Source organism: Bacillus sp. AFS037270 (assembly GCF_002585305.1).
Window position 1 is genome coordinate 51,141 of the sequence record NZ_NUNF01000001.1, and the last position, 26,995, is coordinate 78,135.

Sequence of the window (26,995 nt, forward strand, 5' to 3'; positions counted from 1 at the left end):
CTTTTTTATCTACAATGTTTGCCAATTCGTTTGTTCTTCTTGTGGTTTTTTCAACCAACTATGTATCAAAGATAGATTAATGATGTGATCTATGTCTATATCCAACACATGTTCTTTTTCCGATTCGATCGAAATGACTACTGGAAAAACTTTTTCGAGGTAGGGGATAAGAACAGTTTGTTTGTTAATATGGACTACAGTATTATCATCAATGGAGTTCATTTGTTCTTCTGTAAGATTTATTCCGAGTACTGTACCAACTTCTTGTTTAAAATGAGTGTCATGATCTTTCTTGAATACGGTGATCTCTTGTCGGCATGTTTCCCCATATGAAAATAAAAAATCCTCTAAACTCTCACGATAACTGTCTATTACATCCCATTCTTGCGTTTCAAAAGATGAAATTTGTATCATGTCCAATAAATATGTAAATTGTAAACTTCTATTCTGCGTTTGAGCAATGACTTTCTTCATCTCTTCATTGACACTTTCAACCTCATTGATTTGTTCCATTTCAGCGCCGCCGATTTTCTTGATAGATGGAGTAAGAAACAAGGCTAAATCAATAAAAATGAACATTCCTGCTAACAATGTGTACCGTTGCCACTCTTTCACATCAAAACCTGTTTGATTGAGCAGCAGAACCACTTCAACAATAAACAAGAAATACCATGTTCTCCGAAGATTTTGTTTATGGTTGGCAAAAAAGTCTTTAAAGGCCCAACTTATGTAGAGAATGACAGCTGAAAATACAGTAAGTATAAACCACTTGTTTTCTTGGGTGTAGGAGAGGATGGTATCTCCCCAGATCTTCTTCATGACAAGTAGAATGATTACAAGAATGATAGGGATTAATATTTTTAGAATAATTTTGTCGTGGGGGTTCTTGTACCATTTTGCAGGCACCTCTTGATTCCCTTCCATAATTCACCTCCTATGTAATTATATCATATTCTGGTAGACCTACCTCTCAAGGAATTTTATCATATATAATCGAATAGTTTATATTGAACGTAATAAACGGAAGTAATTTTTATGGATATTAAACTGTTTTCATAGATAGAGGTGAGACGACTGGTGGAAGTAAGGAAAAAATAGAAATACTAAAAAGGGGACGGGTAATGAAGGAATTAAAATATTTAAAAGATTATAAGCATGATGAGAGCCTTAGAAAAAGCTTCAATGAGCTTGCTGCGAAGGTTTTTGGCATTAATTTTGAGGGATGGTACCAAAAAGGCTTTTGGAATAACCGATATATCCCTTTTTCTTATATAGATGGTAGTAAAGTTGTCGCAAATGTTTCAGTTAACGTTCTAAATTTAGTTATTAATGGTGAGAAAAAAAATGCATTACAGATTGGCACCGTTATGACTCATCCGGATTATCGAAGGAAAGGCCTTTCTGCCAGTTTAATAAACAAAATATTAGATGAATATGAGAACGAGTACGATTATATGTACTTATTTGCTAACCAAACTGTTTTAGATTTTTACCCAAAGTTTGGGTTTAAACCAGTTAATGAGTATCAATTTTCAATGGAATTTAAACCGAGTAAAACAGATGTTTCTGGTATTCGGAAACTTAATGGTCTCAATACCGAGGATCTTCATTTTATTTATGAATTTGCATCCGAAAGATTACCCGTATCTAAACTTTTTGGAACGGAAAATACTCAAGGGATTTTAATGTTTTACTGTATGTACGTATTTAACAATGATGTTTACTATCTAGACCGAGAGGATGTTATCGTAATCTATAAAAAGGATGAAAACCAAATTGATATTTTTGACATTATTTCTAAGAAAGAAATAAATATTCAAGATATATTTTCAAAAATTACTGATAGAGAAACGATTAAAATTGTTTTTCATTATACCCCAGATTATGAAGGAATTAAAACAGAGGGTAATGTATTTAGGGGGACTGAAGTATTGTTTGTAAGAGCAATTAGTAGCAATCGTTTTCCAATACAAATTAAACATCCTCTTACAGCACAAGCTTAAAGAAACCTAGATTAGTAATCAATAGGATGACTATTAGCAAAAGATGATCAAGGCATATGAACATTCAGTTCATTGATATAATAAAACAAAATTAATATGGGGAGGTATGTAATGGGGAAAGTTGTAATTATTGGTTCGGGGGGTTCAGGAAAATCTACATTGGCAAGGCAATTAGGAGAAAAGTTAAAAATAAATGTATTACACCTTGATTCACTATTTTGGAAGCCAGGTTGGGTTGAAACCCCAAGAGAGGAATGGATAGATAGTCAACAAGAACTTGTGAAATTAGAAAGTTGGATTATGGATGGAAATTATAGTGGGACAATGGAAATAAGATTAAATGCTGCTGATACAATAATCTTTCTTGATATTCCGAGAATAATATGTATTTATCGGGCATTCAAAAGGATGAATCAATATCGAAATAAGACAAGGCCAGATATGGGAGAAGGTTGTTACGAGAGATTTTCTTTTAAGTTTTTTAAATGGATATGGCAATATCCAAAGTTGCGAAAACCTAAAATTTTAGAGAAACTTGAAAAGTTGTCTAAAGAAAAAGAAGTTATTGTCTTGAAATCGCCAAAAGATGTTGAAGGCTTTATAAAGAATTACAATAACGATTGATCCATTGTAAAAAATAACTGTGAAGGTTACCTTAATGATGCTCATTGCTTGTTATTTTTTGCTAGTAAACAGTCGGATGGGGGAAAATAAACAAAATTAGATATTCAGGTTATTTTTTGAAGATATTAACCATGACGGAAACGAAGAGTTGGTCATCCATTAACAACAGAACATGGCACAGGAATAAACGTAACAGAAGCACATGTACTGCAGAAGAAGAAGACTAATTATGGAGATATATATGAGGAAAAGTTAATTGATAACCCAATGCAATCATCAAAAAAAATGTAAAAACTGAAAAAGTATTCGAGACCCAGGTGGAAAATTGATAGGATTTATAAATCCTTTGGACACGAGATTGTTAATTTTTCTGTATATGATAACCAACTGGACAGCTGGATATTAATATTACATTTTATGGGAAAGGTGGTGAAACTCTACTTTTTATATAATTACGTAAAATATAAATTTGACGTAATTATGACCATCAGGTAAAATATAGAAGTGAGGTGTTATTATGGTAAATCAGGATAAACAAACTAATTTTAAGAAATTACAAACCTTGCTGAACGAACTTCCTTGGTATGTTGAAGAATACATTAATCACAAGTTGCGGAAACTTTCGACCGCATCCTTATTTAATTACTGTCATGACTACAAGATCTTTTTCAATTGGATCATTATGGAGCAACTTTATCAAGGTCCCGTTAAGGATATCCCATTAGAACGTCTCGAACACATGACAGTTTTAGAGGTTGAAAACTTCTTAAACTATCTCCATTACCAATTAGATAACAAGGAATTGACCGTTAATCGTAAATTATCAGCCTTAAAGTCGTTATTCAACTACTTGCAAAATATTGCTGAAACGCCTGATTTAAAGCCATATATTAACCGTAATGTCATGGCTAAAATCGAATTTAATGAAGTAAAAGACAGCATGGAAACGAAAGCAAATAAAATGGAAGGTAAAATCCTTCTTGGCGATGAATATGAAAAGTTTCGTTTGTTTGTAGCGAATGATTATGGTGAATTAAATAAGGAAAATAAAAAGCTTTATAACTTTTATTTGTTAAATAAAGAACGCGATACAGCGATTGTTTCCTTAATTTTAGGATCAGGCCTGCGGCTTTCCGAGTTAGTTGGTATCGAATTAGACGATATCGATTTCAGTAAATACTGCGTAAGAGTGATTAGAAAAGGAAATAAAGAACAATTCGTATACTTTAGCCAGGTGGCCATGGCTGATCTCCAGGAATATCTCTCAGTGAGAGTTTCAAAGTATAAAGTCGATAAAACGAATAAAGCATTGTTTATTTCTGCACCAGTAGGTCCAAAAGGAAAATCACGAAGGCTAACAGCAAGATCTGTTGAAAAACTGATTGAAAAATATGCAGCGGCATTTGGTAAACCATCATTATCGGTACATAAACTGAGACATTCGTTCGCAACGAGATATCATGCTGAGATAAATGATGTGCCAAAATTAAGACGACAACTAGGTCATTCGTCTATTCAGACAACGATGATCTATACACATATTAAGAACGACGATTTAAAAATAGCCGTAGATAAAATGGATATGCCTAAAGAACAAATTGAATAGAATAATGAAAATGCTGCCTCTTCTCGGCAGTTTTTTCTAATTTTATTAGTTTACATAATGTTATTATGCAAACAAATTCGTAAATTGTCTCAAATCCTAAGTATACTTAAGAAAATGAGACGAGATTAAATTTTAACCACATAATTAAATTCACTTTAGCTACAACTACTGTTGAAATTTCCTTACTAAAATACCCCTTCTTGACGACAATTTCGGGTGTTTTTATTACAAATTTGTCTTCAAGAGCCCTTCTTAAGGATATTTATCGGATGACTTCCTTCCTCTTTTGTCTTCAATTTCCCCGTGTGGGATATTTGAATCTAAAATCTCCTCCCCATTGTCTTCATGACGTCTGCTTCAGATAACAATAAAAAAACGCCTAGGATCACCCTAAGCGCCATACATTAACCTACATTTTTCCGACCGGCAAACTGACTATTATATAGATCAGCATAAAAACCGCCTTTTTCCAATAATTCCTGATGTGTACCTTTCTCAATCACCGTACCATTATTCATGACAAGGATTAAATCAGCATCCCGGATGGTCGATAAACGGTGCGCAATCACAAAACTAGTGCGTCCCTTCATCAAATAATCCATTGCCTTCTGAATCTGTACTTCCGTTCGAGTATCGACACTGCTGGTTGCCTCATCAAGAATAAGAATAGCCGGATCCGCTAAGATAGCCCTAGCGATCGTGAGTAATTGTTTCTGGCCTTGCGATATATTCGATGCTTCTTCATTTAAAATCGTATCGTAGCCTTCCGGAAGTGTTCTGATAAAATGGTCAGCATTTGCAGCCTTAGCAGCTGCCACAATTTCCATTTCCGACGCCCCTTCTCTTCCGTAAGCGACATTATCACGGATCGTGCTGTTAAACAGCCATGTATCCTGAAGAACCATTCCAAACAGACTTCTAAGTTTCTCTCTTTTTAAATCCCTTGTATCGATTCCATCAATTAATATTCGACCGGAATTAAGTTCATAGAACCTCATCAATAAGTTAATTAGAGTAGTTTTCCCAGCTCCAGTTGGACCCACAATCGCAACCTTTTGACCTGATTTAACATCAATGTTCATATCTTCAATCAACAATTCATCTTTCTTATAACCAAAGGAAACATGTTCAAAACTTACATTACCTTGTGGTAATTGAATTTCTTTTGGCTGAACCGCTTCTGGAACCTCTTCTGTTTCATCTAAGATTTCGAATACACGCTCTGCACTAGCAATAGTTGATTGGATGACGTTGGCAATTTGAGCTGTTTGTGCAATTGGCTGGGAGAATTGACGGGCATACTGGATAAAGGCCTGGATATCCCCGATTTCAATCGCCTTTTTAGTAACTAATAGCCCGCCTGCAACAGATACAAGCACATAGCCGATATTATTGATAAAAGACATAAGCGGCATAATCATTCCGGAAACAAACTGGGCCTTCCACCCTGATTGATAAAGCTTGTCGTTAATTTCTTCAAATTGTTCGAATGATTTCTTTTCATGTCCAAACACTTTTACCACTTTATGGCCCGTATACATTTCTTCCACATGCCCGTTCAACTGACCAAGTGATTTTTGCTGTCCTTTAAAATACTGCTGTGATTTTTTCGCAATGTTAGCCGTAGTAATAAAGCTCAGCGGCAGTGTAACGATGACAATCAAGGTCATTAATGGACTGATTGAAAGCATCATCACGATGACACCAATTAAAGTAACAACGGAAGTAATCAGCTGTGTTAAGCTTTGCTGCAGCGTAGTACTGATATTATCTACATCATTGACGGCCCTGCTTAGTATTTCACCATGGGTCTTAGAGTCAAAATACTTTAACGGCAGACGATTCAGTTTTTCTTCCACTTCTTTTCTTAAATGATAAACGGTCTTTTGGGCTACCCCTGCCATGATATATCCCTGTAAATAGGCAAAAATCGCACTCAATATATAGAGACCAATTAAGAGTAATATGATTTGACCGATATAATCAAAATCGATTTTAGCGCCAGGAACACCCTTTAGCTTCATCATTAAGCCTTCAAAGAGCTTGGTTGTGGCCTTACCCATTATTTTCGGGCTGACAATTGAAAAGATAGTACTAATGATTGCTGTGATAAGGACAGAAATAAGCTGCAATTTATATGGCTTTAAGTAGACTACGAGTCTTTTAAGAGTTCCTTTAAAATCTTTTGCTTTTTGGACAGGCATCCCCATTCCACGAGGTCCGAATCCTCCTCCTGGACCTAGTTTTTGTGGAGCTCCACCGTGTTCTGGACGCTGATTTTTTGAATCCGTACTCATGCAATTTCCTCCTCTGACAGCTGTGACATTACAATTTCACGATAAACTGAACAAGATTCCATGAGTTCTTTATGTGTGCCAATTCCGGAAACTTTTCCATCATCTAATACAATAATTCGATCGGAATCCATTATCGTACTTACCCTTTGCGCCACAATCAAGACTGTAGAATCAACGGTTTCTTTTTTTAAGGCTGTACGGAGCTTTGAATCAGTCTTAAAGTCCAATGCTGAGAAACTATCATCAAAAATATAGATTTCCGGTTTTCTTACAAGGGCCCGCGCAATTGATAGGCGCTGTTTTTGACCACCCGAAACATTTGTTCCTCCTTGGGCAATAATCGAATCGAAACTCTCAGGCATCGATGAAATAAATTCGTTTGCCTGAGCAATTTCTGCCGCATGATGGACTTCTTCATCTGAGGCATCCTCTTTCCCATAGCGGATATTTTCAGAGATCGTTCCAGTAAAGAGAACAGCCTGCTGGGGAACAAAACCAATTTTTTGTCGAAGCTGTTCTTGTGTCATCTCGCGAACATCTACTCCGTCTACCAGCACATGACCACTATCAACATCATAAAAACGTGGAATTAAATTAATAAGGGTTGATTTACCTGAACCGGTACCTCCAATAATTGCCGTCACTTCACCAGGATGCATTGAAAAAGAAATGTTAGAAATAGCTGGCATTTCAGCACCCGGATAGCTGAAGGTAACATCCCTAAATTCAACATGGCCTTTTTCGCCATTAGTGGATGCAGCAGATGCTGGGTCCTTAATATCGGTCACTGTCTCAAGTACTTCATTAATCCTGACAGCTGAAACAGAAGCTCGCGGGATCATAACAAACATCATTGATAGCATAATGAACGAGAACATGATCTGCATCGCATATTGGATAAATGCCATCATATCCCCTACTTCCATATAACCATTGCTGATCCGGTGACTGCCGAACCAAATAATCGCTACCGTGGTAAGGTTCAGGACCACCATCATGATTGGCATCATCGCCGCCATAATTTTATTAACCCTAATGGCAGTTTGTGTTAAATCCCAATTCGCTTCATCAAAGCGTTTTTTCTCATGCTCTACCCGGTTAAAGGAACGAATAACCCGAATGCCAGTTAAATTCTCCCGTAAAACACGATTAAGTTTATCCAATTTAACTTGCATGGCTTTAAACAACGGAATTCCTTTTCTAGCAATCACCACGATCGCTGCAATCAGAAAGGGAATTGCAACCGCAAGGACCAGAGTGAGTTTGGCATCTTTTGAATACGCCATGATAATGCCGCCAATACACATCATTGGTGCAGCCGCCATCATTCTTAGCATCATAATCATCACTTGCTGTATTTGCGTAATATCGTTCGTTGTTCTTGTAATAAGCGATGCTGTCCCTAGTTTATCAAACTCGCTTAAGGAAAAATTCCCCACATGCGAGAAGACCTTGCTTCGTAATAATCTTCCGAAGCCGGATGCTGCCTTAGCTGAGAAAAAACTGGCGGCTATCGAACAAATCATACCGCCTGCTGCTACCAACAGCATAAATCCGCCGATTTTCCAAATATAGTGGGAATCACCAGTCACGACCCCTTTGTCTACGATATCAGACATGAGTGTTGGTAAGTATAATTCTGATAGGGATTGTAAAAGGACAAGCACAAGGACGAGGTATATCGGAATCTGATATGGTTTAAGATATTTGATTAATTTTAACAAGAAGAACCCTCTCCATTTTCATGTTAAATTTTATTGGTTGTCTAATTGATTGAAATAATCGTGTACCTTAAAGAGTAGTTCCGCTAGCTGCTCGCTATCCTTTTCTCCTAGGTACTCGATTAAACCTAAAATGATTTCATTAAATGTCTTTCTGGCTTGTTCTGTTGCTTTTAGACCAGCCTCCGTCAGGCTAATCTTTACAGCCCGACGATCTACAGGATTGATGGTCCGTTCAATATAACCATCCTTTTCTAGACCATTGATGATTTGTGTTACGGTTGGCGGGGTCACTCTCAATTTCTGACTAATTTCTGAAACCTTCATCTCACTATTGTTCTCATTGGCGCGTTGAATTAGGAACAGTACCCTGTATTCACTTGGGTTAAAACCAGCTATTTTCTTTTCATTTCTTCCAGTTTTGCGGAATTGCTGAAAGGCTTTAATTAGTTTTTGAGCCGTCTCACTTTCATTACCAGCCATTTATATCACCTCTTTTATTTACCAGACTAATAGTTAGGCAACTTAATTATTTATAGACCTAAGTATATTTCGTTTAAGGATGTTCGTCAATTTTTAATTAAAAGAAAAAACACAGAAGATATCTCCTGTGTTTTGAATGCTGTTCACACCAAACTTTAGCCATTATGATGGTTTAACATCTGCTTTAAAAAGTTTCCAGTGTCCACGATCATAATACCAAATTGACTCAACTAAAGCGATTGTATCCGCATTTGCGATCCCTGTCACCTTCTGCTGTCCCTTTAATCCGATTCTTTGTTTGTCGATGTGAATCGGTTCCACAATGTTATAAGTGTTTACTGTAAGTTCCGTTGGCTCATTTAATTTTCCTCTATAATAAAAACCGAGTTTTTTGTAATATTCTTTGCGCTTTTTTAAATCAAACAGATAGGATTTTCCAGAGTTGGCTAATTTAATTTCTGCTTTATACCCATTTTTAAATTTTGCATCCATCTCGAGCGGTTCAGGAACCGTTAACTCGGTTCGGACAAAATCCTTTAAGGTATACAAATAGGTTTTAACAGTGCCCTCGGTTCCATTTGATAATACGTTTACAAATAAATCCTTCAATCCATCATGGTTTAAATCTACCATCTTCAGCGATGCCTTAGTACCACTTTCTAATGGGAGGCTGTATGTTCTGCCATTTGACGCCGATATTTCGATATAAATATTTTGTAAATTGGTCTCTTCATCTTGATCAGGTACCCCTTTTAGGAAGATGGTCTCGTTTTGTCTATCACCAGTCAAATCAGCCTCCTGTTTGGAAATGGTCACCGTTTTGTTTTTTTCTTCAATCGCATAAACCCCTGTTATAGTCGATAGCGATATAAGAAAAAACGAAATGATTACTAGCAGCATCTCTTTTTTCATCCAGTTTCCCTCCACATCCTTTTGTTTTACTTAGTATGTCCAATTTTGGGAAAAAAATGAAAAGAACCTCCTAATTTCCTAGGAGGCTCTCTAATCCTTTTATTCGGTTACCGCTGCTGGTACGGATACTTTCCAAACGTTTGTTACTTTGCCGTTCTCATCCTCATCAAGGATAAATGAGCCGTTAGAATAACGGTCACTAAAGCTAATATCCGCTGTTTTTAGCGTTTCAGAGTAGCCTTTTTCTGTCTCGATAATAATTAAGTCTTGTTCATTTGCGATGACAAAGCCGGTAATCCGATGCGGTTTTGCTTTAAGCTCCCTTAGAATGACGACACCACGCTTCGCACGAGTTGCTTTTTCAAACTCTTTTAACTTCATGCGTTTTAATGCGCCGCGCTGGGTAGCTACGACAATCGATTCGCTGCTGTCTGGAGTAATCAGCTTTCCACCAATGACAACATCGTCTTCTTTTAAGTTAATGCCTTTTACACCCGCAGCCCGCTGTCCGACGATACTGATCTCTTCCTCATGGAACCATAAAGCATATCCCAAGTTAGTGACTAAGAAGAGCTCTCTAGAACCATCCGTTAGATGAACATCAACCACCTGGTCGTCATCCTTAAGATTTACGGCAACAAGTGGTTTAGAGTAGCGCTGCGCTTTGTAGGCTTTCAACTCAGTTTTCTTAACCATGCCATTTTTCGTTACAAAAACAAGATAAGCATCCATCTCAAAGTCTTTAACGGAAATGGCGTGAATAATCTCCTCGTCACGGTCAATTGGAATAATGTTGGCTACATGCTGGCCAAGATCCTTCCAACGTATATCTGGCAGCTCGTGAACAGGGCAGAACAAGTAGTTCCCCTTATTGGTAAAGAGCAATAATACATCTTTTGTATTCATATCTAATTGGGCAAGGAGACGGTCAGATTCCTTCATTGCCAAATCTTGTCCGCCGGATGCCGCAAAAGAACGCTGACTTGTCCGTTTGACGTAACCTTCTTTTGTCACTGTGACAATGACATCTTCGCTTGGCACGGTGACATCAAGGTTGATCTTAATTTCTTCAATTTCCGCTTCAATCTTAGAACGGCGCTCATCAACAAAACGTTTTTTCACGTCTTTGAGCTCTTTTTTAATGACGGATAATAATTTTTTCTCACTAGCTAAGATGCTAGTAAGCTCTTCCACTTTTTTGGCTAACTCTTCTGCTTCCTGACGTAAAGCTGTAATGTCAGTATTTGTTAAACGATAGAGCTGCAAAGAAACAATCGCTTCTGCCTGTATTTCTGTAAAGGCAAATTTCGCAATTAAGTTATCTTTTGCATCCCGCTTGTCCTTAGATGCGCGGATGGTGGCAATGACTTCATCAAGAATCGATAAAGCCTTCATTAGCCCCTCAACAATATGCTGGCGTTCCTTCGCTTTATTGAGGTCATATTGAGTACGTCTTGTCACAACTTCTTTTTGATGCCCAATATAAGCATCGAGTAACTCACGAATTCCCATAAGTTTCGGGCGCTTATTATAGATAGCGACCATATTAAAGTTATAGGTTACTTGAAGATCACTATTTTTATATAAGTAATTCAAGACACCTTCTGCGTGGGCGTCCTTTTTTAATTCAATCACGATTCTTAGTCCGGTTCGGTCCGTTTCATCACGAACCTCTGACATTCCTTCAACTTTTCGATCGATTCGGAACTCATCCATCTTCTTGACGAGATTGGCTTTATTAATTTCGTAAGGAATCTCCGTAATCACGATTTGCTGCTTACCGCCGCGAACCTCTTCAATTTCGGCTTTTCCACGGACAATGATTTTCCCTTTACCAGTTTCATAGGCTTTTTTAATGCCTTCTATGCCTTGAATGATCCCGCCAGTAGGGAAATCTGGTCCTTTAATCACGGTCATGAGTTCATCTACGGTTGAATCTGGTTGATCCATTCTCATGATCACACCATCAATGATTTCACCCAAATGATGTGGAGGAATATCTGTGGCATAACCGGCTGATATTCCTGTTGAACCATTTACTAGTAAGTTTGGGAACATAGCTGGTAAAACAGTGGGTTCCTTTGAAGTATCATCAAAGTTTGGAATAAATTCTACAGTATTTTTTTCAATATCCCTTAAAAGTTCAGCGGCGATCGCCGAAAGTCTTGCTTCTGTGTAACGCATCGCAGCGGGCGGGTCACCATCGACACTACCGTTGTTCCCGTGCATTTGAACAAGTACATTGCGAACCTTCCAATCCTGACTCAAACGCACCATAGCTTCATATACAGAAGAATCACCATGTGGGTGATAGTTACCAATAACATTACCGACTGTCTTCGCCGATTTACGAAACCCTTTATCAAATGTGTTGCCTTCCACATGCATTGCATATAAGATACGCCGCTGTACAGGCTTTAATCCGTCCCGCGCATCCGGCAGGGCACGTTCTTGGATAATATACTTACTATATCTTCCAAAACGATCACCAATTACATCTTCTAGAGGTAAGTCACGAAATTTTTCAAGTGCGCTCATCCTTCAGTAACCTCCTCGGAGACGGTAATATTTTCATTTTCTAAAATCGTATCATCTTCTTCTAAACCGAATGCTACATTACTTTCAATCCATTTACGGCGCGGCTCAACCTTATCCCCCATTAGCGTAGTAACACGTCGCTCCGCTCTGGCGATATCATCAATCTTAACGCGGATTAATGTCCGTGTTTCTGGGTCCATTGTGGTATCCCATAGCTGGTCTGCATTCATTTCGCCAAGTCCTTTGTAGCGCTGAATGATATAGCCTCTACCAACTTTTTTAATCGCACCCTGAAGCTCATCCTCGTTCCATGCATATTCGATGATTTCTTTTTTCCCTGAGCCTTTACTTACTTTATATAAAGGCGGAAGGGCAATAAACACCTTACCTGCTTCAACAAGCGGCTTCATATAACGATAAAAGAAGGTAAGCAATAGAACTTGGATATGGGCACCATCTGTATCAGCATCTGTCATAATGACAATTTTGTCATAATTGATGTCTTCGACCGTAAAATCGGCACCAACGCCGCCGCCAATTGCATGGATAATCGTGTTAATTTCTTCGTTTTTGAAGATATCAGAGAGTTTCGCTTTTTCTGTGTTGATGACTTTACCGCGGAGTGGAAGGACAGCTTGAAAACGGCGGTCACGACCCTGCTTGGCAGAACCTCCCGCAGAATCACCCTCTACTAAGTAGAGTTCATTCTTTTGCGGATTCCGTGATTGGGCTGGTGTCAGTTTTCCAGAAAGGACGGTTTCTCCTCTTTTCTTCTTTTTACCGCTTCGTGCGTCTTCGCGGGCTTTTCTTGCAGCTTCCCGGGCCTGATAGGCTTTAATCGATTTTTTGATTAATAAGGAACTGATATCAGGATTTTCTTCCAAGAAGTAGGAAAGATGTTCAGAAACAACGGAATCTACTGACGATCTCGCTTCACTCGTACCGAGTTTTCCCTTTGTTTGTCCTTCAAATTGTAGAAGCTCTTCTGGGATTCTTACGGAAATAATCGCTGATAATCCTTCACGAATATCGTTACCGTCTAAATTTTTGTCTTTTTCCTTAAGAAAAGCAACTTTGCGGGCATAGTCATTGAATACTCTTGTCATGGCCGTTTTGGCGCCCGCCTCATGTGTACCGCCATCTCTTGTCCTTACATTGTTAACAAACGACAAGACATTTTCGGAATAGCCATCATTAAATTGAAATGAAAATTCTACTTCAATCCCGTTTTGAGCTCCTTCAAAGCTGACAACAGGATGGAGTGTCTCTTTATCTTCGTTTAAGTATTCAACAAAAGCCTCAATACCATTTTCATAATGAAAAACTTCGTGAATATCATTGCGCTCATCAATAATTTCGATTTTTAATCCTTTTAACAAGAAAGCTGATTCTCTCAGCCGTTCAGATAGAGTTTCAAGGTTATAGGTTGTTGTCGAGAAAATGGTCGGATCAGGCTTAAAATGAATCGTTGTCCCCGTTTGATTAGTTTTGCCGAGTTTTTCAAGTGTTGTGACAGGTTTACCGCCATCCTCGAAACGTTGTTCATATACGAAGCCATCTCGTTTAATTGTTACGATTAACCATTCAGATAATGCATTTACGACCGATGCACCTACACCGTGCAAACCACCGCTGGTTTTGTAGCCTCCTTGGCCAAATTTACCGCCGGCATGGAGCACAGTTAAAATAACCTCAGGTGTTGGTTTTCCCATTTTATGCATACCTGTAGGCATTCCTCTACCCTTATCCATAACACTTATGGAATTATCTTTGTGTATTCTTACAATGATTTGATCACCGAATCCGCCTAGTGCTTCATCGACAGAGTTGTCAACGATCTCATATACAAGATGATGAAGACCGCGTGAATCAGTGCTGCCAATGTACATACCTGGGCGTTTTCTAACTGCCTCAAGACCTTCTAGTACCTGGATGGCATCATCATTGTAATCAAAAGCTTGCTGATTTCTTGCCACTAAAATACCCCTTTCATACCTAAAAAACATAAATGGCGTTCTCTGCCATTTTCACAATTAATTAGTAAAACATTCGTTTAAAAGAGTTCATTATCCTTTAAATTTATCCAATAGAACTAATGTTTGCCACATTTATTTTAACACATCTTCTTGCGGCGTCTATGCTTAATTGTAGCGATTAATTTCGATTTGGCAAATATGTATTTAAAAACAACATATTTTTGTAATACAATTTTAGCTGTTTTTAGGGGGAAAAAAAGAAAAAAACTGCTAAAAAATAGCAGCTTTTTATCTTGTCATTGCATATTCAATTTTAATACAGCGATCCATAATCACGGTATAGCCCTTTTCTTTTAAAAATTGATAGGCTTCTTCATTTGCAAGACCGAGCTGGGCCCAATATACGTCGGCATCAATCTCGTCAAATTCTTTCGCAACATCGAACAATTGTTCGGAACGTCGGAAAACATTAACAATATCTACATGCCCCTGGATATCTTTTAAAGAGGCGACTGCCTTGACACCTAGGACAGTGTCGATAGCTGGATTCACAGGTATGATTTCATAGCCTGCATCTTGCATAACTTGTGATACTTGATAGGAAGCCTTTGCAGGATTGTCGCTTAAGCCCACAACAGCGATTCTCTTTGCCTTATTCAAAATTGCACCAATTTCCTCACGGCTTGGATTTTCAATTGCCATCATTACCACTCCTTGGAATTATTATCTTTATTCTACCCTTTTTGATAATAAAAGCCAAAATAAAACGCTTGCAACAATAAAAAGCTCCCATTTAATTAGGAGCTACCTTAAGAAACAGAGATTAGTTCTGGTTTAGCTGCTTCATTTACTTTTGGTACTGAGAGACAAAAACGGGCACCATGTTTATGGTTTTCTACCATAACTAATCCGTTCATATTTTCTAGTATCATCTTGGTCATATAAAGGCCCAAACCTGTACCGTGTGGCCTCGTTGTAAAATAGGGATCAAAAATTTTATCTAGGAGCTCAGGCTCTATTCCACCGGCATTATCCGTAAATTCCGCTGTAATAAATTTTGATGTTTCACTTAATTTTATCGTTATTTTTCGATCCTTAATACCCCTTTGAATAAAGGCATCACGGGCATTGGTTAAAATATTCAACACCACTTGACTATATTCGTTCGGAAAGCCGTATGCCATCAGCTCACCCCGATATTCAAATTCCATCTCAATCCCATAATATTTTAGACTGGAAGAAAAAATCGACAAAGCATCCTCAATTGAACTTCCAATGGAAAAAGGGGCCCTTTCGTTATTCGGTTTATAGAATTTTCGAAAATCATTGATAGTACGGGACATGTGTTTGATCTGAATCATGCTTTCCTTCGTGAATTTATCAATATATATTTCATCAAGCTGACCAAACTCATATTCCTCTCGTACATCTTGAATGATTAGGGATAAGCTATTTAAGGGCTGGCGCCATTGATGGCCAATACTGGCTATCATTTCCCCCATCGCAGCAAGACGAGAATGCTGAATTAGGAGATGATCTTTTTGTCTGTTTTTTTCTACTTCATCTTGAATCTTTTTTTCTAGGTTTCGATTAATAGCCTCGTACTTTTCCGCTAAATCTCGATAACATCGTTCACTATCTTTCAGCTTCTTCAGCAGGACACGGCTTTTAAAAACATATAAACAAATAGTCAAAATGATATAACCAATCACCAAGGATAAGCTAATATATATAAATATCATAATTGCCGCCCCCTTAATGTTCTTTGGTGTATAATGTTACACAGTTTCGTCCATTATTTTTTGAAGAGGTTAAGGAGTGTTCGGCCTCTGCCAGTAATTCACTTTTTGTTTTTCCCGGAGCAAATTCAGAAACTCCAAAGCTGCAGGTAACCTTTCCGATTTTAAGAAAATGATATTGTTCAATAATTGAACGGATTGATTCGGCTAAAACAACAGCATTTTGTCCAACTGTCTCAGGAATAAGCAGGATAAATTCCTCTCCTCCCCAGCGGGCTAAAATATCGCACTCACGAATCCGCTGTTGAACAATGGTCGACACTGTGATTAACACCTTATCTCCTGCTGTATGACCTATTTGATCATTGAGTGTATGAAAGAAATCAATATCCATTAAAATAAGTGAGAAAGCCCGATTAAATTGTTCGGAACGCCTCATTTCGCTAGCCAAAATTTCCTTGAATTTCTGACGGGTATAACTGCTCGTCAATGGGTCCAGCATAGCTAGATGATCTTTTTCTCGGCTCTCTTTCTCAATATCTGTTATATCTGTAAGCACGAATAAGGTTTGATTTGTACCTGGGATTGCTCCTGCTTTCATCACATAGTTATAATCGTTTCCAAGTGGTCCTTTCCAACGAACTTTTGCCATGTTTTTTCCGTTGGAAGAAAACTCCTCCATCCAACGGCCTTTATCCTTAGGATAAAAATAATGAGGATCCTCGACAAAAAAACTTGCCAGAAATTCACTTTGATAACATGTTGGATTATTTTTGTGAATACCCATACCAGTTACATTGGTAAAGGCTTGATTCCATTCCACAATCTCTCCGTTTTCAATTACGAAAATGAGATTATCCTGAAAATCAAGAATAGTACGGGTAAGATTCTTTTGTTTTTCAAGCTCTTTTTCGAGCTGGATCTGATAAACAGATTTTTGGATAGCTTGTAACAGTAAATCCAAATCAATCGGTTTTAAAATAAAATGGTTGACATTATTTTCAATCGATTGGACAAAAATATCATTATCATCATGTGCGGTGGTAACTATGACTTGGACCTTTTCGTTTTGTGCACGGATGTTTTTTATCATCTCTAATCCGCTCATTTGATTCATTTTTATATCGGCTATTATTAAATCCGGTTTATATTTTTGATAGAGTTGTAACCCTTCGACACCATCAATTGCAACATGAATATTGGCAAACCTCCGATTCAAAACCCGTAGGAGTTTTTCGCGGGAAAACCTTTCATCTTCTACATATAAAACTCTTATATCCGGGTATTGGTATTTAAGATATTGCAGAACACTTCTTGCCATGGGTTCATCACCTCCTTCATAGGTCAGTTATAAAAATTATGTAAAAAACCGATCTTTTACCCTCTGGATAAGGCCGGTTCTTTTGATGATCAATAGATTTTTCTTTATTATAGGTTCCCATTTCCCGGCATTCAATCGATTTATCAACCGTTCCTAAATTCTCCATTGATTTGTAATAAATTTGACTTTTTTTGTCCTTACTTTTGACTTAATAAAAAATTTCCTCTATGAAAAGCGGGTTTAAAGAACCATTTTCACCAACTTTTTTTACTTCTCTTTTAAACTTATCTTGGAAAGGAATAGTGCTTTTTCACAAATCCATGGTAAAATAGAAGAACTGGATCTTTTATTGAAGGAGAAATTTTGAATGGTTCAAATAATCTTGGTCTTGATCCTAGCCTATTTACTTGGCTCCATTCCATCTGGGCTAATAGTTGGAAAGGTATTTTACAAAACCGATATTCGGGAGCATGGAAGTGGGAATTTAGGAGGTACGAACACGTTTCGAACGCTCGGAGTTAAAGCGGGATTAGCGGTAACACTTGCTGATATTCTGAAAGGCACGTTAGCAGCTGCTCTTCCATTGATCTTCCATCTGGATATAAATCCATTGTTGGCTGGGATTTTTGCGGTTCTGGGACATACCTATCCAATTTTTGCAGGATTTCGTGGTGGAAAAGCAGTTGCAACATCTGGCGGGGTCGTATTGTTAGCAGCACCTTATATGTTTTTGACGGTAATTGTGGTATTTTTTATTAGTTTATACATAACCAAATATGTATCCTTATCATCCATGGTTGCAGGTATTACAGCTGTCTTGTATGCCGTCGTTTCAGGATTTGTCCAAAATTGGGACATCCCTTTATTAGTTGTGGTACTATTGATGGCATCATTCGTTATTTACCGCCACAGGGCTAATATTAAACGAATTGTTAATAAAACAGAACCAAAAATTAAATGGCTATAAAGGGACAAAATGTCTCTTTATAGCCATTTTTCACATACGCAACAGTTGAAACCGTTTGTTCCCTAATACATCTGCTACATAATCCAGTTTCGTATGATTAAAGTAAACCATATCTTTTTCATGAATAATCACAGTAAGATCGTCAAATTGGTAAGTACGATCTCCCTCAATCTTCCGCTCTTCCAGAGACAGATTTAATTTAGGTCCGCCTCAGCCAATCCCCATGGTTAGTCTCAGGAAAAGCTGCTCATCATCTGTTATCTTTTCTTGGATAACAATTTCCGATAATTTCAGGTAAGCACTCTCTGTTATTTTAAACATGTCCTATTCCTTTCAAAACTTTTTTTAGAAAATTGCAAGAATAAATGTAAAATTATACTTAAATATAATATAGTATCATCAAGGAGCACAAAAGTAATTTGCTTTTAGTCTATTGATTAAAGGAGACTTTATGAAGAAAAAGGCCATTTTACCTTCAATGTTAATTATTATAGGTTGTATTACAACTGCGGCAGTTCTGATCATACAGCAAAAGCAATCTTCAAATCAGGAAAATAAAATTTATAGTGTACAAAAACATTCGCTACGGCCATTATTTAATGTTAATCGAGATGTAACTCTGACTAAAAAAATATCCGTAGGGGCGGTTGGTGACATTCTTATTCATAATCCTGTCTATCAAGATGCCTTTAACGGTGCTGATTATAGTTTTGATCCCATGTTTGATCCGGTAAAATCAATCCTTGAAAAACCTGATATTCTAACTGCCAATCAAGAAAGTATGTTAGGAGGTCAAGAACTGGGCCTCTCCGGATATCCGAGGTTTAATAGTCCACATCAGGTTGCTAATGCCTTGATCCATTCAGGCGTGGATATTGTTTCAACCGCCAATAATCACTCCTTGGATAAAGGAGAAAAGGGAATCCGATCAGAATCTGCCTACTTAGATCAAATTGGTTTACCCCATGTTGGAAGCTTTATTGATCCAATGGACCGTCAAAGATTACGGATTATCGATAAAAGTGGGATTAAAGTTGCCTTCTTATCTTATACATACGGAACGAATGGCATTCCGATTCCAAAAGGGAAAGACTATCTTGTTAATTTAATTGATAAAAATGCCATGAAAGCAGAAATCAGACGGGCAAAAAGTAATGCCGACGTGGTAGTAATGAGTATTCACTGGGGGAATGAATACCAACGAATCCCCTCAAAAGAGCAAAAGGAATTAGCACAATTTCTGGCAAATGAAGGAGTGGATATTATCTTTGGCTCCCATCCTCATGTACTCCAACCAATGGAATGGATTAAAACAACAGATGGCAGAAAATCGTTTGTTATCTATTCATTAGGAAATTTTATTTCTGGACAGCACGGTAAGTATAGGGATATTGGGGGGGTAGCCACGATTGATATCACAAAAAAGATTGCCGCCGAGGGCAGCAAAATTGAGATTTCCAATCCAGTTTTTACACCCTCATATGTTGCAAGTCAGAAAAACAAAAGCTTTCGTGTCGTTCCCCTTGAAATAGCTGAGACCTTTGGGTTAAAAAATGCCCAAGCCAAATATGATGAAATTAAAAAACATATGTACCAGTGGATCCAATAAATTTAAAAAACCGGCACACTTGATCACCTACTCCTCAAGTGTGCCGGTTTTTTTGCCAAATATGTTCAATTAAGCCCTCTTTTTCTAAAATTTCGGTTTGCCGCTCACCTAGTAAATCAAAATGGGAGTAACCATCCTTGCGGTGATGAATCCATTCTTTTCTTAATCCGTACTTTTTACCCCATTCAGCTAATTTATCAAGATCAAGACATCCAACTTTTGTGACGGTCTTGCAACCAGGAAAGCGATCATCTAGCCAAAAATGGGTCAAAAACGCAATTTCGCTCTGATCAATTTTCCTTTTCCATTCGTTAAGTTCTTGTCGATTTATTCCAAAAGCCAACATCAACACCTCATTTCTTGTTGAAAGGTTAACCTTAAAATGAGATTATTTTTTCTTTATTTCTTCATATTTCAAATACCATTCCGGAAAAGCTCTTTTAAAGGAGGTCGGTTTAAAGGTATCCTTTTTCACAATAATGTGGGTCGAAGTCCCTTCTGCACAGACCTCCTCCTCCCCGTTTACAATGGTATATGCATAAATGGTCTTGATTCCATCATTTAATGTTACCCATGTTTTTACAAAGGCCTTGTCTCCATATCTTAATGGTTTTTTATACGTAATGTTAATATCATAGACAGGAGCATAGTAACCCGAATCTTCCATGGCAAGATAGCTATAGCCGATGTCCTCGATAAAACCTGTCCGGCCTAGTTCGAAAAATTTTAAATAATTAGCATGATAAATGACACCCATCATATCTGTATCCGCATAATACAGTTGGATTTCCCTTGTGGAGACAAAAAAATTTTCCACTATAAACCTCCCTTTCATTGTTAGTATGCTGAAGTTTTATCAAGTGCTTTTTCGATATCTTCTTCTTCAAGTAATAGCGCTTTTTCTAATAGACCTTCTTCCTCTACTTCATCCATTAACCGTAATGCTTGTGCCTGAATCATTTCATCCACTAAATTGGTAGCAAATCGGCCATTACCTTTAAAACTTTCAGCTTCCATTGTTTGAAGCAGTAAGTTTTTAGCGTCTTCTGTAAGCAGATATTGAAACTTACCCGCGTAGTTAATCATTATTTCAAGTAATTCTTCATTCGTATAGTCAGGGAAAAGGAAGAACTTTTTAAAACGGGAACGAAGGCCTGGATTACTCTCAAGCAGTTGGTTCATTTCATTAGGGTAGCCAGCTAAAACGACCACCAAATTTTCATTTTGTTTTGTCATTTCATCCACAAGAGTATCGATGACCTCTTTTCCAAAGTCACCTGCTGTTTGACTAAGTAATGAATAGGCCTCATCAATGAATAAAACCCCGCCCAAGGCTTCCTTAATTTTTTGCTTTGTTTTTCCGGCTGTTTGTCCGACATAACCAGCAACAAAATCAGCTCGGCTCGCCACAATGAGATGACCTCTTTTTAAAATACCGCATTCCTTTAAAAACTCCGCGTAAATTTTAGCTACAGTTGTTTTCCCTGTACCTGGGTTTCCTGTAAAAACAGCATGCAGCTGTATCGGTACGATAGGGAGGCCCTTCGATCTTCTAAATTGCTGCATCTTGACGAATGAAATAAGTGATTTTAACTCTTTCTTTAAGGAAGTCAAACCGGTTAATTGGTTCAGTTGTTCCTGCGGTGATTCCGTAATAATCTCATTTTCGGCTTGAAAGTCTTCTTGGTCAAGCAGCATCATATCTAAAATGTCGCCGTCGGCTGCGTTGTTATGTGACCCTTTTTTAAAAATGGCATCCAAAACAATATTGTGGACCGTTCTGGCGTTACCAAAGGTATCATCTACCCGTTCCTTTTCAAGACGGTGATGAATTTCAATTTTAGATTCCTCTGTTAATAGATAATCATTTTCAGATGCAACTAACTCTGCAATATGAATTAGTTCATCGTTGGAGTAATTAGGCAAATGTATAAAGTTCGACTGCGGGAACCGGCTGCGCAGACCAGGATTCGCATTTAAGAAGGAACGCATCTCATCCGGATAGCCAGCTAAAATGACGGCGAATTTACCTTCATATTCACTGCTTGTCATTAGCGAAACAAGCGTATCAATGGCAGCTTGCCCATAATCATTTCCCGTTTGACCCTCACGTTTTAAGCTATAGGCTTCATCAATAAATAAAACGCCGCCAATCGAGCGTTCAACAATCGAACGGACATTTTCTTCCGTTTGCCCGACAAAAGAACCAACGAGCTGCGAGCGATTCGTTTCAATGACTTCCTCCCTTGGCAATGCCCCGAGTTCATGATAAATCTTCGCTAATAATCTAGCTAAGGTTGTCTTTCCTGTCCCAGGATTCCCGGTTAGAATCATATTAAGACTAAGCTCATCTTTAATCTGAAAGCCCAGTTCCTTCCGTTGTTTTTGATACTTAAGAAACCGGTAAAAATCGTTAATCCGTTTCTTTACTAAATCCATTCCTACCATATTTTGCAGCTGATCTAATGCATTCTCTGATTTTGCTGCAGGTGTCTCTTCCTCTACAAATTGCTGCAGCCATGTCTGTTTGATTTCTTCTAAATTAGACATATGTAATTTTAAATCATCATAATAGGTCGAAGTATGGAAAACACCTGTTATCGATTGATTGTATTCCTCAGCGGCTTTTAACAAGCTTCCTGTTTCCTCAATCGCAGATGAAAGCAGTTCGGAAAGTCTTTCATATCTTTGTAAAAGCTCTTTCAAATCGATTCTTGAGACAGTATCAATCATTTTCTGCAATTCCTGAAGGTGTTCATCCGCTTCGGCTAAAAATCGCTGACATACTTCGATATACTCTTCTGCTGTTTTCTTTTTAGCTGTACGATTATCCGTTTCCCGCATGGACGGAAACGTCAATGGTGTCAATAAATGGTGCATCTTCTTCCAGTCGGATTGAACAGTATGTTCCTTTGCTTTTTGGTTTAGGGGATTTAGCTTTAGTGCTTTTTCTAACCAAACCGCGGCGATGGAGTCATCTTTATGACCATGGAGTCTTGATAAAGCCCCAAACGTTAACAGTTTTGATAATGTTACAGGATTAGTTTCCTGACGGATAGCAGCTAGTAAGTTTGCCTCTTCAGTAATAAAACCTGTTTCATTCAGTTCTTGTTCCCACTTTTGGATTTGCTCGTTGGAATAGGAACGGTTGTTTTCTAATTGATTCAAAATCATCACTCTTCTATTTAAAATTCTTGTACTAAGTTTTACTCACTATCTTACCATAACAGGTTATCCTAGATAAAATGAGAGGTCTCAAAAAAGGACCTGTTCGGATATGAACAGGTCCTCGGAAGGAGAAATTAACCTTGGTTGTTTGCCTCATCTTTAATTTCAGAGCGGAAAGAATCGATGCTTTCACGTCTACGTTCATTCTTAGCTTGAATTTGTTGCTTTTGCGTTTCACTGTCTGTAAGAGCAAGTGATTCTTCGGCAGCTTCCATATTTTCAATAGTATTTGTAATCATCGCTTGAAGTTTTTCAACGTTATCGCTGCGGTCATCAGGATTTGGTTTATTGTTATAAGTCATTGTCAAAATCCTCCTAAAGGTGTATTTGGTACAGATATAGTTTGTTTCTGTACCTAAATACTTATTCAAGGAGTTTTAAACGTTGATTTAATAGGCTTTTAGAGTGATAGATTCATAAAAATAGTAGCATGTATCTATACCTAAAACAAGCAATTTTCGGGGTTTTATGTACAGAAATAACACGAAAAGTTGTATATATTCAAAATTGTTTTCTAAATTAAAAATGAATATTTTCCAAAAAATAACATTCGCAATTTTGCATCCACATTGTTCTAATCCTTCGCCAAGTTTTCGTGGTCAGCGGCAGTAGGAGGTTGTTCCATCCAACCCTTTTCTATTAAAATATTCAAACCATCTTCAGCGATTAAAGCAATTTCCATATTCATTCGAGCGTAATCAGCGGACAAGTCTCTTCTTTGACACATTGATAAAGCCTCCCCATAATAACCAAGTGCGGCAGATAGTAGTGTTGCTATATGGAAAAGCATAAGCTTATCAGAAAAGGGAGGTACGGTTGAATCGGTTACTTCTGATTCAAATATCCTTGGTTCATGGAGATTCTCCTCTTCTAACATTAAACCTAGTATATGAAAGTGTCTTTTACAAAGTTTTCGAGCACGTTCGAAATACTCTCGTACTTCTTTAGATTGGCATACTTGACTGAATCCTAACTCTAAAACCATTTTCACCATAGTTTTTTGCATATTCAGATGTGCACCACTGATTTCGATTGCATTTATCGGTCTTCGCTTTCCGAACCAACCAGTTATATAGTTTTGTTTCCTAATAAAATCAATCTTTTGTTTGTTATTTAATGTAGGCGGCTTACTAAGAATTCCCTTAGATAAAGCGACGGTAGTGACCCTATCATATAATTCCAACGTTTGAGAAGTACATTCAATAAGATATTTTCTGACATCTTCTCGAATACAAACGCTTGTTGCACCAGCATATCTCGTCAAACCGTGTATCGCCATAATTTGCAAATAAACAACCTTAAATGTATCCGTAAATAAAGTAGGGGCATTTACGGTTACATCTTCATCTGTGAACCCTATTGGAATAGGATAATTTTCTTCAGTTAAAAACTGTTTCACTTTTTCTATATGGGTTTGTGATAATTCTAAGGCAAATTGAATTACACCACGAGTGTTTTCATCCTTAGCATCATTTAACAAGTAGCGAAGAACACAACGTGACATAGTATCATTAATATATTGCGACCAGATGATACCATATTCTGAAGCATTAATTTTTTCTTGGTTATTGATCTGTTCCATTTTTTTATCTCTCCTAACTTTTTATAAGTAGGTTAACCAATAACAAAAATTTTATTTGTTTCTAAACTAATTCATGAATAATTATCTTATTTCGCAGCTTAAAGGTAGTTTGCAAAAAAACAATTTTCTTGTTCAGCAAAAGTGGACTTTTGTTGAACAAGGAGTTGCTGTGGCAGCATTCTTTTTTATTGACGGAGCAGTTTTGTTATAAAAGAAACTAAAAAAGCAAGCACAAAGTGCTCACTTTTTTTAACAATGTGGTAAGAACTATATCAGGAATACCTGTCCCCTATGTTAAAGTTGGCATACTCAGTGATGAAGATAACTTAACGCTTATCTTTTCAATTAAGAAATATATTCTAACCAACACTCTAATTAGGGCTGTCATTATGACTCTTAATGAAGTATTCAAAAACATCCCTCCACATTGAACTTTAGTGTTATTAAACAATAACACTAAAGTTATTATACCCTTTAAAACATATCAATACTTTTTCCTTGGTTGTTAATTCGTATATAGAAGTAATAAATTTTATCTTCTCAGAAGTTTTTAACTGGTGATACTAAATGCATAATAAAAATTACACTTGGCTCTTTTTATTTTGAAAAAGTTTTAACTTTGTAAATTTGTGTTTTGCTGTCCTATCCTACCCCTACAGGGATTATTTCTATTAGGATCATGGTCCTTTGCTTACTCTAAGCTATATTTATATTATGTAAACTGGAGAGGATAAAGTTTTCACTTATTATAAAACGGATTTACATAAATATGGGGATGCCTTTAGATAATATAGAAGGATATGAATTCCTTTGTAATAGGGAGGTGATTAGATGTTCTTCAAAAGACGAAAGCTTAGAGATAAAGAAGACAAACAAGCAGTAACTGAGAATTCACAAGATATTGAAGAACTGTTTGCTAAGGCCAAAAAATCTAGTGATTTTAAACAATTTTCCCTTACGGATGAATTGGGACATTTAATAATTTCATACTACAATACACTGATCGATCAACAACAACTCCAACTGAAAATTTTACTGATTTTCCGAGAGACACCTTTTGAACAGGACAAACTAGGGAAAATTGATGACATAAAGAAAATTATCTCAATTGAAGACATTGTGATTACGGATAATGTAAAAGAGGCAGAATCAAAGCTACTAAAAGGGTATGCGATTCTTCAAATGAAGGAAAATGATCAAAGGTTTGCTTTAATTCTCTTATCTAATGATACAGCTGGCTTGCGTGAACAAAATAATGTTGAAAATGAGTATAGTGTTGTGGGGCCGCTAATTGGGTTTGTTGAAAATATTGATGTAAATATACATTTACTAAGGCAGCAAATTAACACATTTGATTTGATCACGAAGGAAATTAGCGTTGGCTCTACATCACGTACTAGAATTATCATTGCTTATATTGAAGGAATTACGGATGAGCAGCATGTTAATACCATAACCCAACGCCTTCAAGATATTGATTTTGATATCGTTTATGATACATCTCAGCTTCATCAATTAATAACTGGTAATTCCCTGACACCGTTTCCCTTGCTTCTTTCAACTGAAAGAGTGGATAGGGCGGCTCATGCTCTAAATATGGGACAGGTAGCTGTTTTTAGTAATGGGTCGCCTTATGTCATTACAGGACCTGCTACGTTAACAGATTTTTTTATTACACCTGAAGATTACTTTCTACCATGGATTATTGCATCTTTTTTCCGTTTAATACGGATTTTTAGTGTCCTTTTCTCCATTTTTGCCACGTCTATTTATATAGCCGTTTTAACTTACCATTACGAAGTAATTCCAAACGATTTATTCGGTTCACTTAGTTTTTCTCGTCATAATGTTCCGTTTCCGCCGGTATTTGAGGTGGTTTTTTTGGAATTCACGATTGAACTTTTACGTGAAGCTGGAGTACGGTTACCTACTAAGGTAGGACAAACATTGGGAATAGTGGGCGGTATTGTTATTGGCCAAGCTTCAGTTGAGGCGTCACTTACAAGCAATGTCTTACTCATTATAGTAGCCTTATCAGCCTTAGCTTCCTTTACTACCCCTATTTATAAAATGTCGAACACGATACGTTTTTTACGTTTTCCTTTAATTATCGCCGCGTCTATTTGGGGCGGACTAGGTATCGTTATGGGGATTGCCTTTTTAATCGTCCATCTTACACGGTTAGAATCACTAGGAACACCCTATACCGTTCCATTTTATCCTTTTAGGCCTCAAGATTTGAAGGACAGCATTATCCGTGCCTCTTATAGTGAAACTTCCAAAAGGCCAAGTTATTTACGTCCTAAATCAATTTGGAGATACCATCCAAATAATCACAAAAAAAAGAAAAGTGATTTTGATGAATGATCAGAAAAGGGTATTAGAGGTG

Annotated in this window: 21 protein-coding genes; 6 read left to right on the forward strand and 15 right to left on the reverse strand. The window is 37.3% G+C overall.

Annotated features, from left to right (window positions below; all coding sequences use genetic code 11):
- Positions 1-9: 9 nt before the first annotated feature.
- Positions 10-924 carry a type II toxin-antitoxin system SpoIISA family toxin gene (locus COD92_RS00265; RefSeq protein WP_098532119.1) on the reverse strand — a complete coding sequence of 305 codons (915 nt, stop codon included), beginning with the start codon at positions 922-924 and terminating at the stop codon, positions 10-12.
- 197 nt (positions 925-1,121) lie between these two features.
- Here COD92_RS00265 and COD92_RS00270 point away from each other — a divergent pair, with 197 nt between their 5' ends.
- From COD92_RS00270 to xerS, 3 genes are all read left to right on the forward strand, one after another.
- Entirely contained in the window at positions 1,122-2,003 is an 882-nt protein-coding gene (locus COD92_RS00270; RefSeq protein WP_098532120.1) for a GNAT family N-acetyltransferase, read from the forward strand.
- Between the two features lie 111 nt (positions 2,004-2,114).
- A complete protein-coding gene (locus COD92_RS00275) occupies positions 2,115-2,627 on the forward strand; it encodes a DNA topology modulation protein (protein WP_098532121.1) in 513 nt (170 codons plus the stop codon).
- Positions 2,628-3,144: 517 nt separating this feature from the next.
- Positions 3,145-4,233 (forward strand): tyrosine recombinase XerS, encoded by a 1,089-nt coding sequence (xerS, locus tag COD92_RS00280; protein WP_176541325.1) that lies wholly within the window; start codon positions 3,145-3,147, stop codon positions 4,231-4,233.
- A gap of 404 nt (positions 4,234-4,637) precedes the next feature.
- Here the strand turns inward: xerS and COD92_RS00285 are convergent, their stop codons facing one another.
- From COD92_RS00285 to COD92_RS00325, 9 genes are all read right to left on the reverse strand, one after another.
- Positions 4,638-6,530: an ABC transporter ATP-binding protein gene (locus COD92_RS00285; protein WP_098532123.1), complete on the reverse strand. Its 1,893-nt coding sequence runs from the start codon at positions 6,528-6,530 to the stop codon at positions 4,638-4,640.
- A complete protein-coding gene (locus COD92_RS00290) occupies positions 6,527-8,254 on the reverse strand; it encodes an ABC transporter ATP-binding protein (protein ID WP_098532124.1) in 1,728 nt (575 codons plus the stop codon). Before COD92_RS00290 ends, COD92_RS00285 begins: the two co-directional genes overlap by 4 nt.
- Positions 8,255-8,284: 30 nt before the next feature.
- Complete coding sequence (locus tag COD92_RS00295) at positions 8,285-8,734, reverse strand: MarR family winged helix-turn-helix transcriptional regulator (protein ID WP_098532125.1); 450 nt, start codon at positions 8,732-8,734, stop codon at positions 8,285-8,287.
- A 162-nt stretch (positions 8,735-8,896) separates the two neighbouring features.
- Positions 8,897-9,646, reverse strand: coding sequence for a hypothetical protein (locus COD92_RS00300; RefSeq protein WP_098532126.1), 750 nt, complete (start codon positions 9,644-9,646; stop codon positions 8,897-8,899).
- A 99-nt stretch (positions 9,647-9,745) separates the two neighbouring features.
- Positions 9,746-12,184 carry a DNA topoisomerase IV subunit A gene (gene parC / locus COD92_RS00305; RefSeq protein WP_098532127.1) on the reverse strand — a complete coding sequence of 813 codons (2,439 nt, stop codon included), beginning with the start codon at positions 12,182-12,184 and terminating at the stop codon, positions 9,746-9,748.
- A complete protein-coding gene (gene parE, locus COD92_RS00310; protein WP_098532128.1) occupies positions 12,181-14,160 on the reverse strand; it encodes a DNA topoisomerase IV subunit B in 1,980 nt (659 codons plus the stop codon). Before parE ends, parC begins: the two co-directional genes overlap by 4 nt.
- 288 nt (positions 14,161-14,448) lie before the next feature.
- A complete protein-coding gene (locus tag COD92_RS00315) occupies positions 14,449-14,862 on the reverse strand; it encodes a CoA-binding protein (protein ID WP_098532129.1) in 414 nt (137 codons plus the stop codon).
- A gap of 107 nt (positions 14,863-14,969) precedes the next feature.
- Positions 14,970-15,902, reverse strand: a complete 933-nt coding sequence (locus COD92_RS00320) for a sensor histidine kinase (RefSeq protein WP_098532130.1) — start codon at positions 15,900-15,902, stop codon at positions 14,970-14,972.
- 13 nt (positions 15,903-15,915) lie between these two features.
- A complete protein-coding gene (locus COD92_RS00325) occupies positions 15,916-17,220 on the reverse strand; it encodes a GGDEF domain-containing response regulator (protein ID WP_098532131.1) in 1,305 nt (434 codons plus the stop codon).
- Between the two features lie 367 nt (positions 17,221-17,587).
- On the opposite strand from COD92_RS00325, the gene plsY reads away from it, so the two are divergent.
- Both plsY and COD92_RS00335 read left to right on the forward strand, forming a co-directional pair.
- On the forward strand, positions 17,588-18,187 hold the full coding sequence (plsY, locus tag COD92_RS00330; protein ID WP_098532132.1) for a glycerol-3-phosphate 1-O-acyltransferase PlsY: 600 nt from the start codon (positions 17,588-17,590) through the stop codon (positions 18,185-18,187).
- Between the two features lie 451 nt (positions 18,188-18,638).
- Positions 18,639-19,796, forward strand: coding sequence for a CapA family protein (locus tag COD92_RS00335; protein WP_098532133.1), 1,158 nt, complete (start codon positions 18,639-18,641; stop codon positions 19,794-19,796).
- Between the two features lie 34 nt (positions 19,797-19,830).
- Here COD92_RS00335 and COD92_RS00340 read toward each other — a convergent pair whose 3' ends face one another.
- The 5 genes from COD92_RS00340 to COD92_RS00360 all read right to left on the reverse strand — a co-directional run bounded on the left by COD92_RS00340 (position 19,831) and on the right by COD92_RS00360 (position 24,606).
- Positions 19,831-20,139 carry a hypothetical protein gene (locus COD92_RS00340; RefSeq protein ID WP_098532161.1) on the reverse strand — a complete coding sequence of 103 codons (309 nt, stop codon included), beginning with the start codon at positions 20,137-20,139 and terminating at the stop codon, positions 19,831-19,833.
- 45 nt (positions 20,140-20,184) lie between these two features.
- Entirely contained in the window at positions 20,185-20,613 is a 429-nt protein-coding gene (locus COD92_RS00345; RefSeq protein ID WP_098532134.1) for an acyl-CoA thioesterase, read from the reverse strand.
- Between the two features lie 20 nt (positions 20,614-20,633).
- A complete protein-coding gene (locus COD92_RS00350; RefSeq protein WP_098532135.1) occupies positions 20,634-22,970 on the reverse strand; it encodes an AAA family ATPase in 2,337 nt (778 codons plus the stop codon).
- Between the two features lie 128 nt (positions 22,971-23,098).
- Complete coding sequence (tlp, locus tag COD92_RS00355; RefSeq protein ID WP_098532136.1) at positions 23,099-23,326, reverse strand: small acid-soluble spore protein Tlp; 228 nt, start codon at positions 23,324-23,326, stop codon at positions 23,099-23,101.
- Positions 23,327-23,598: 272 nt separating this feature from the next.
- Positions 23,599-24,606, reverse strand: coding sequence for a DUF3231 family protein (locus COD92_RS00360; protein ID WP_098532137.1), 1,008 nt, complete (start codon positions 24,604-24,606; stop codon positions 23,599-23,601).
- Positions 24,607-25,437: 831 nt separating this feature from the next.
- Here COD92_RS00360 and COD92_RS00365 point away from each other — a divergent pair.
- Positions 25,438-26,973, forward strand: coding sequence for a spore germination protein (locus COD92_RS00365; RefSeq protein WP_098532138.1), 1,536 nt, complete (start codon positions 25,438-25,440; stop codon positions 26,971-26,973).
- The last annotated feature ends 22 nt before the right edge of the window (positions 26,974-26,995 follow it).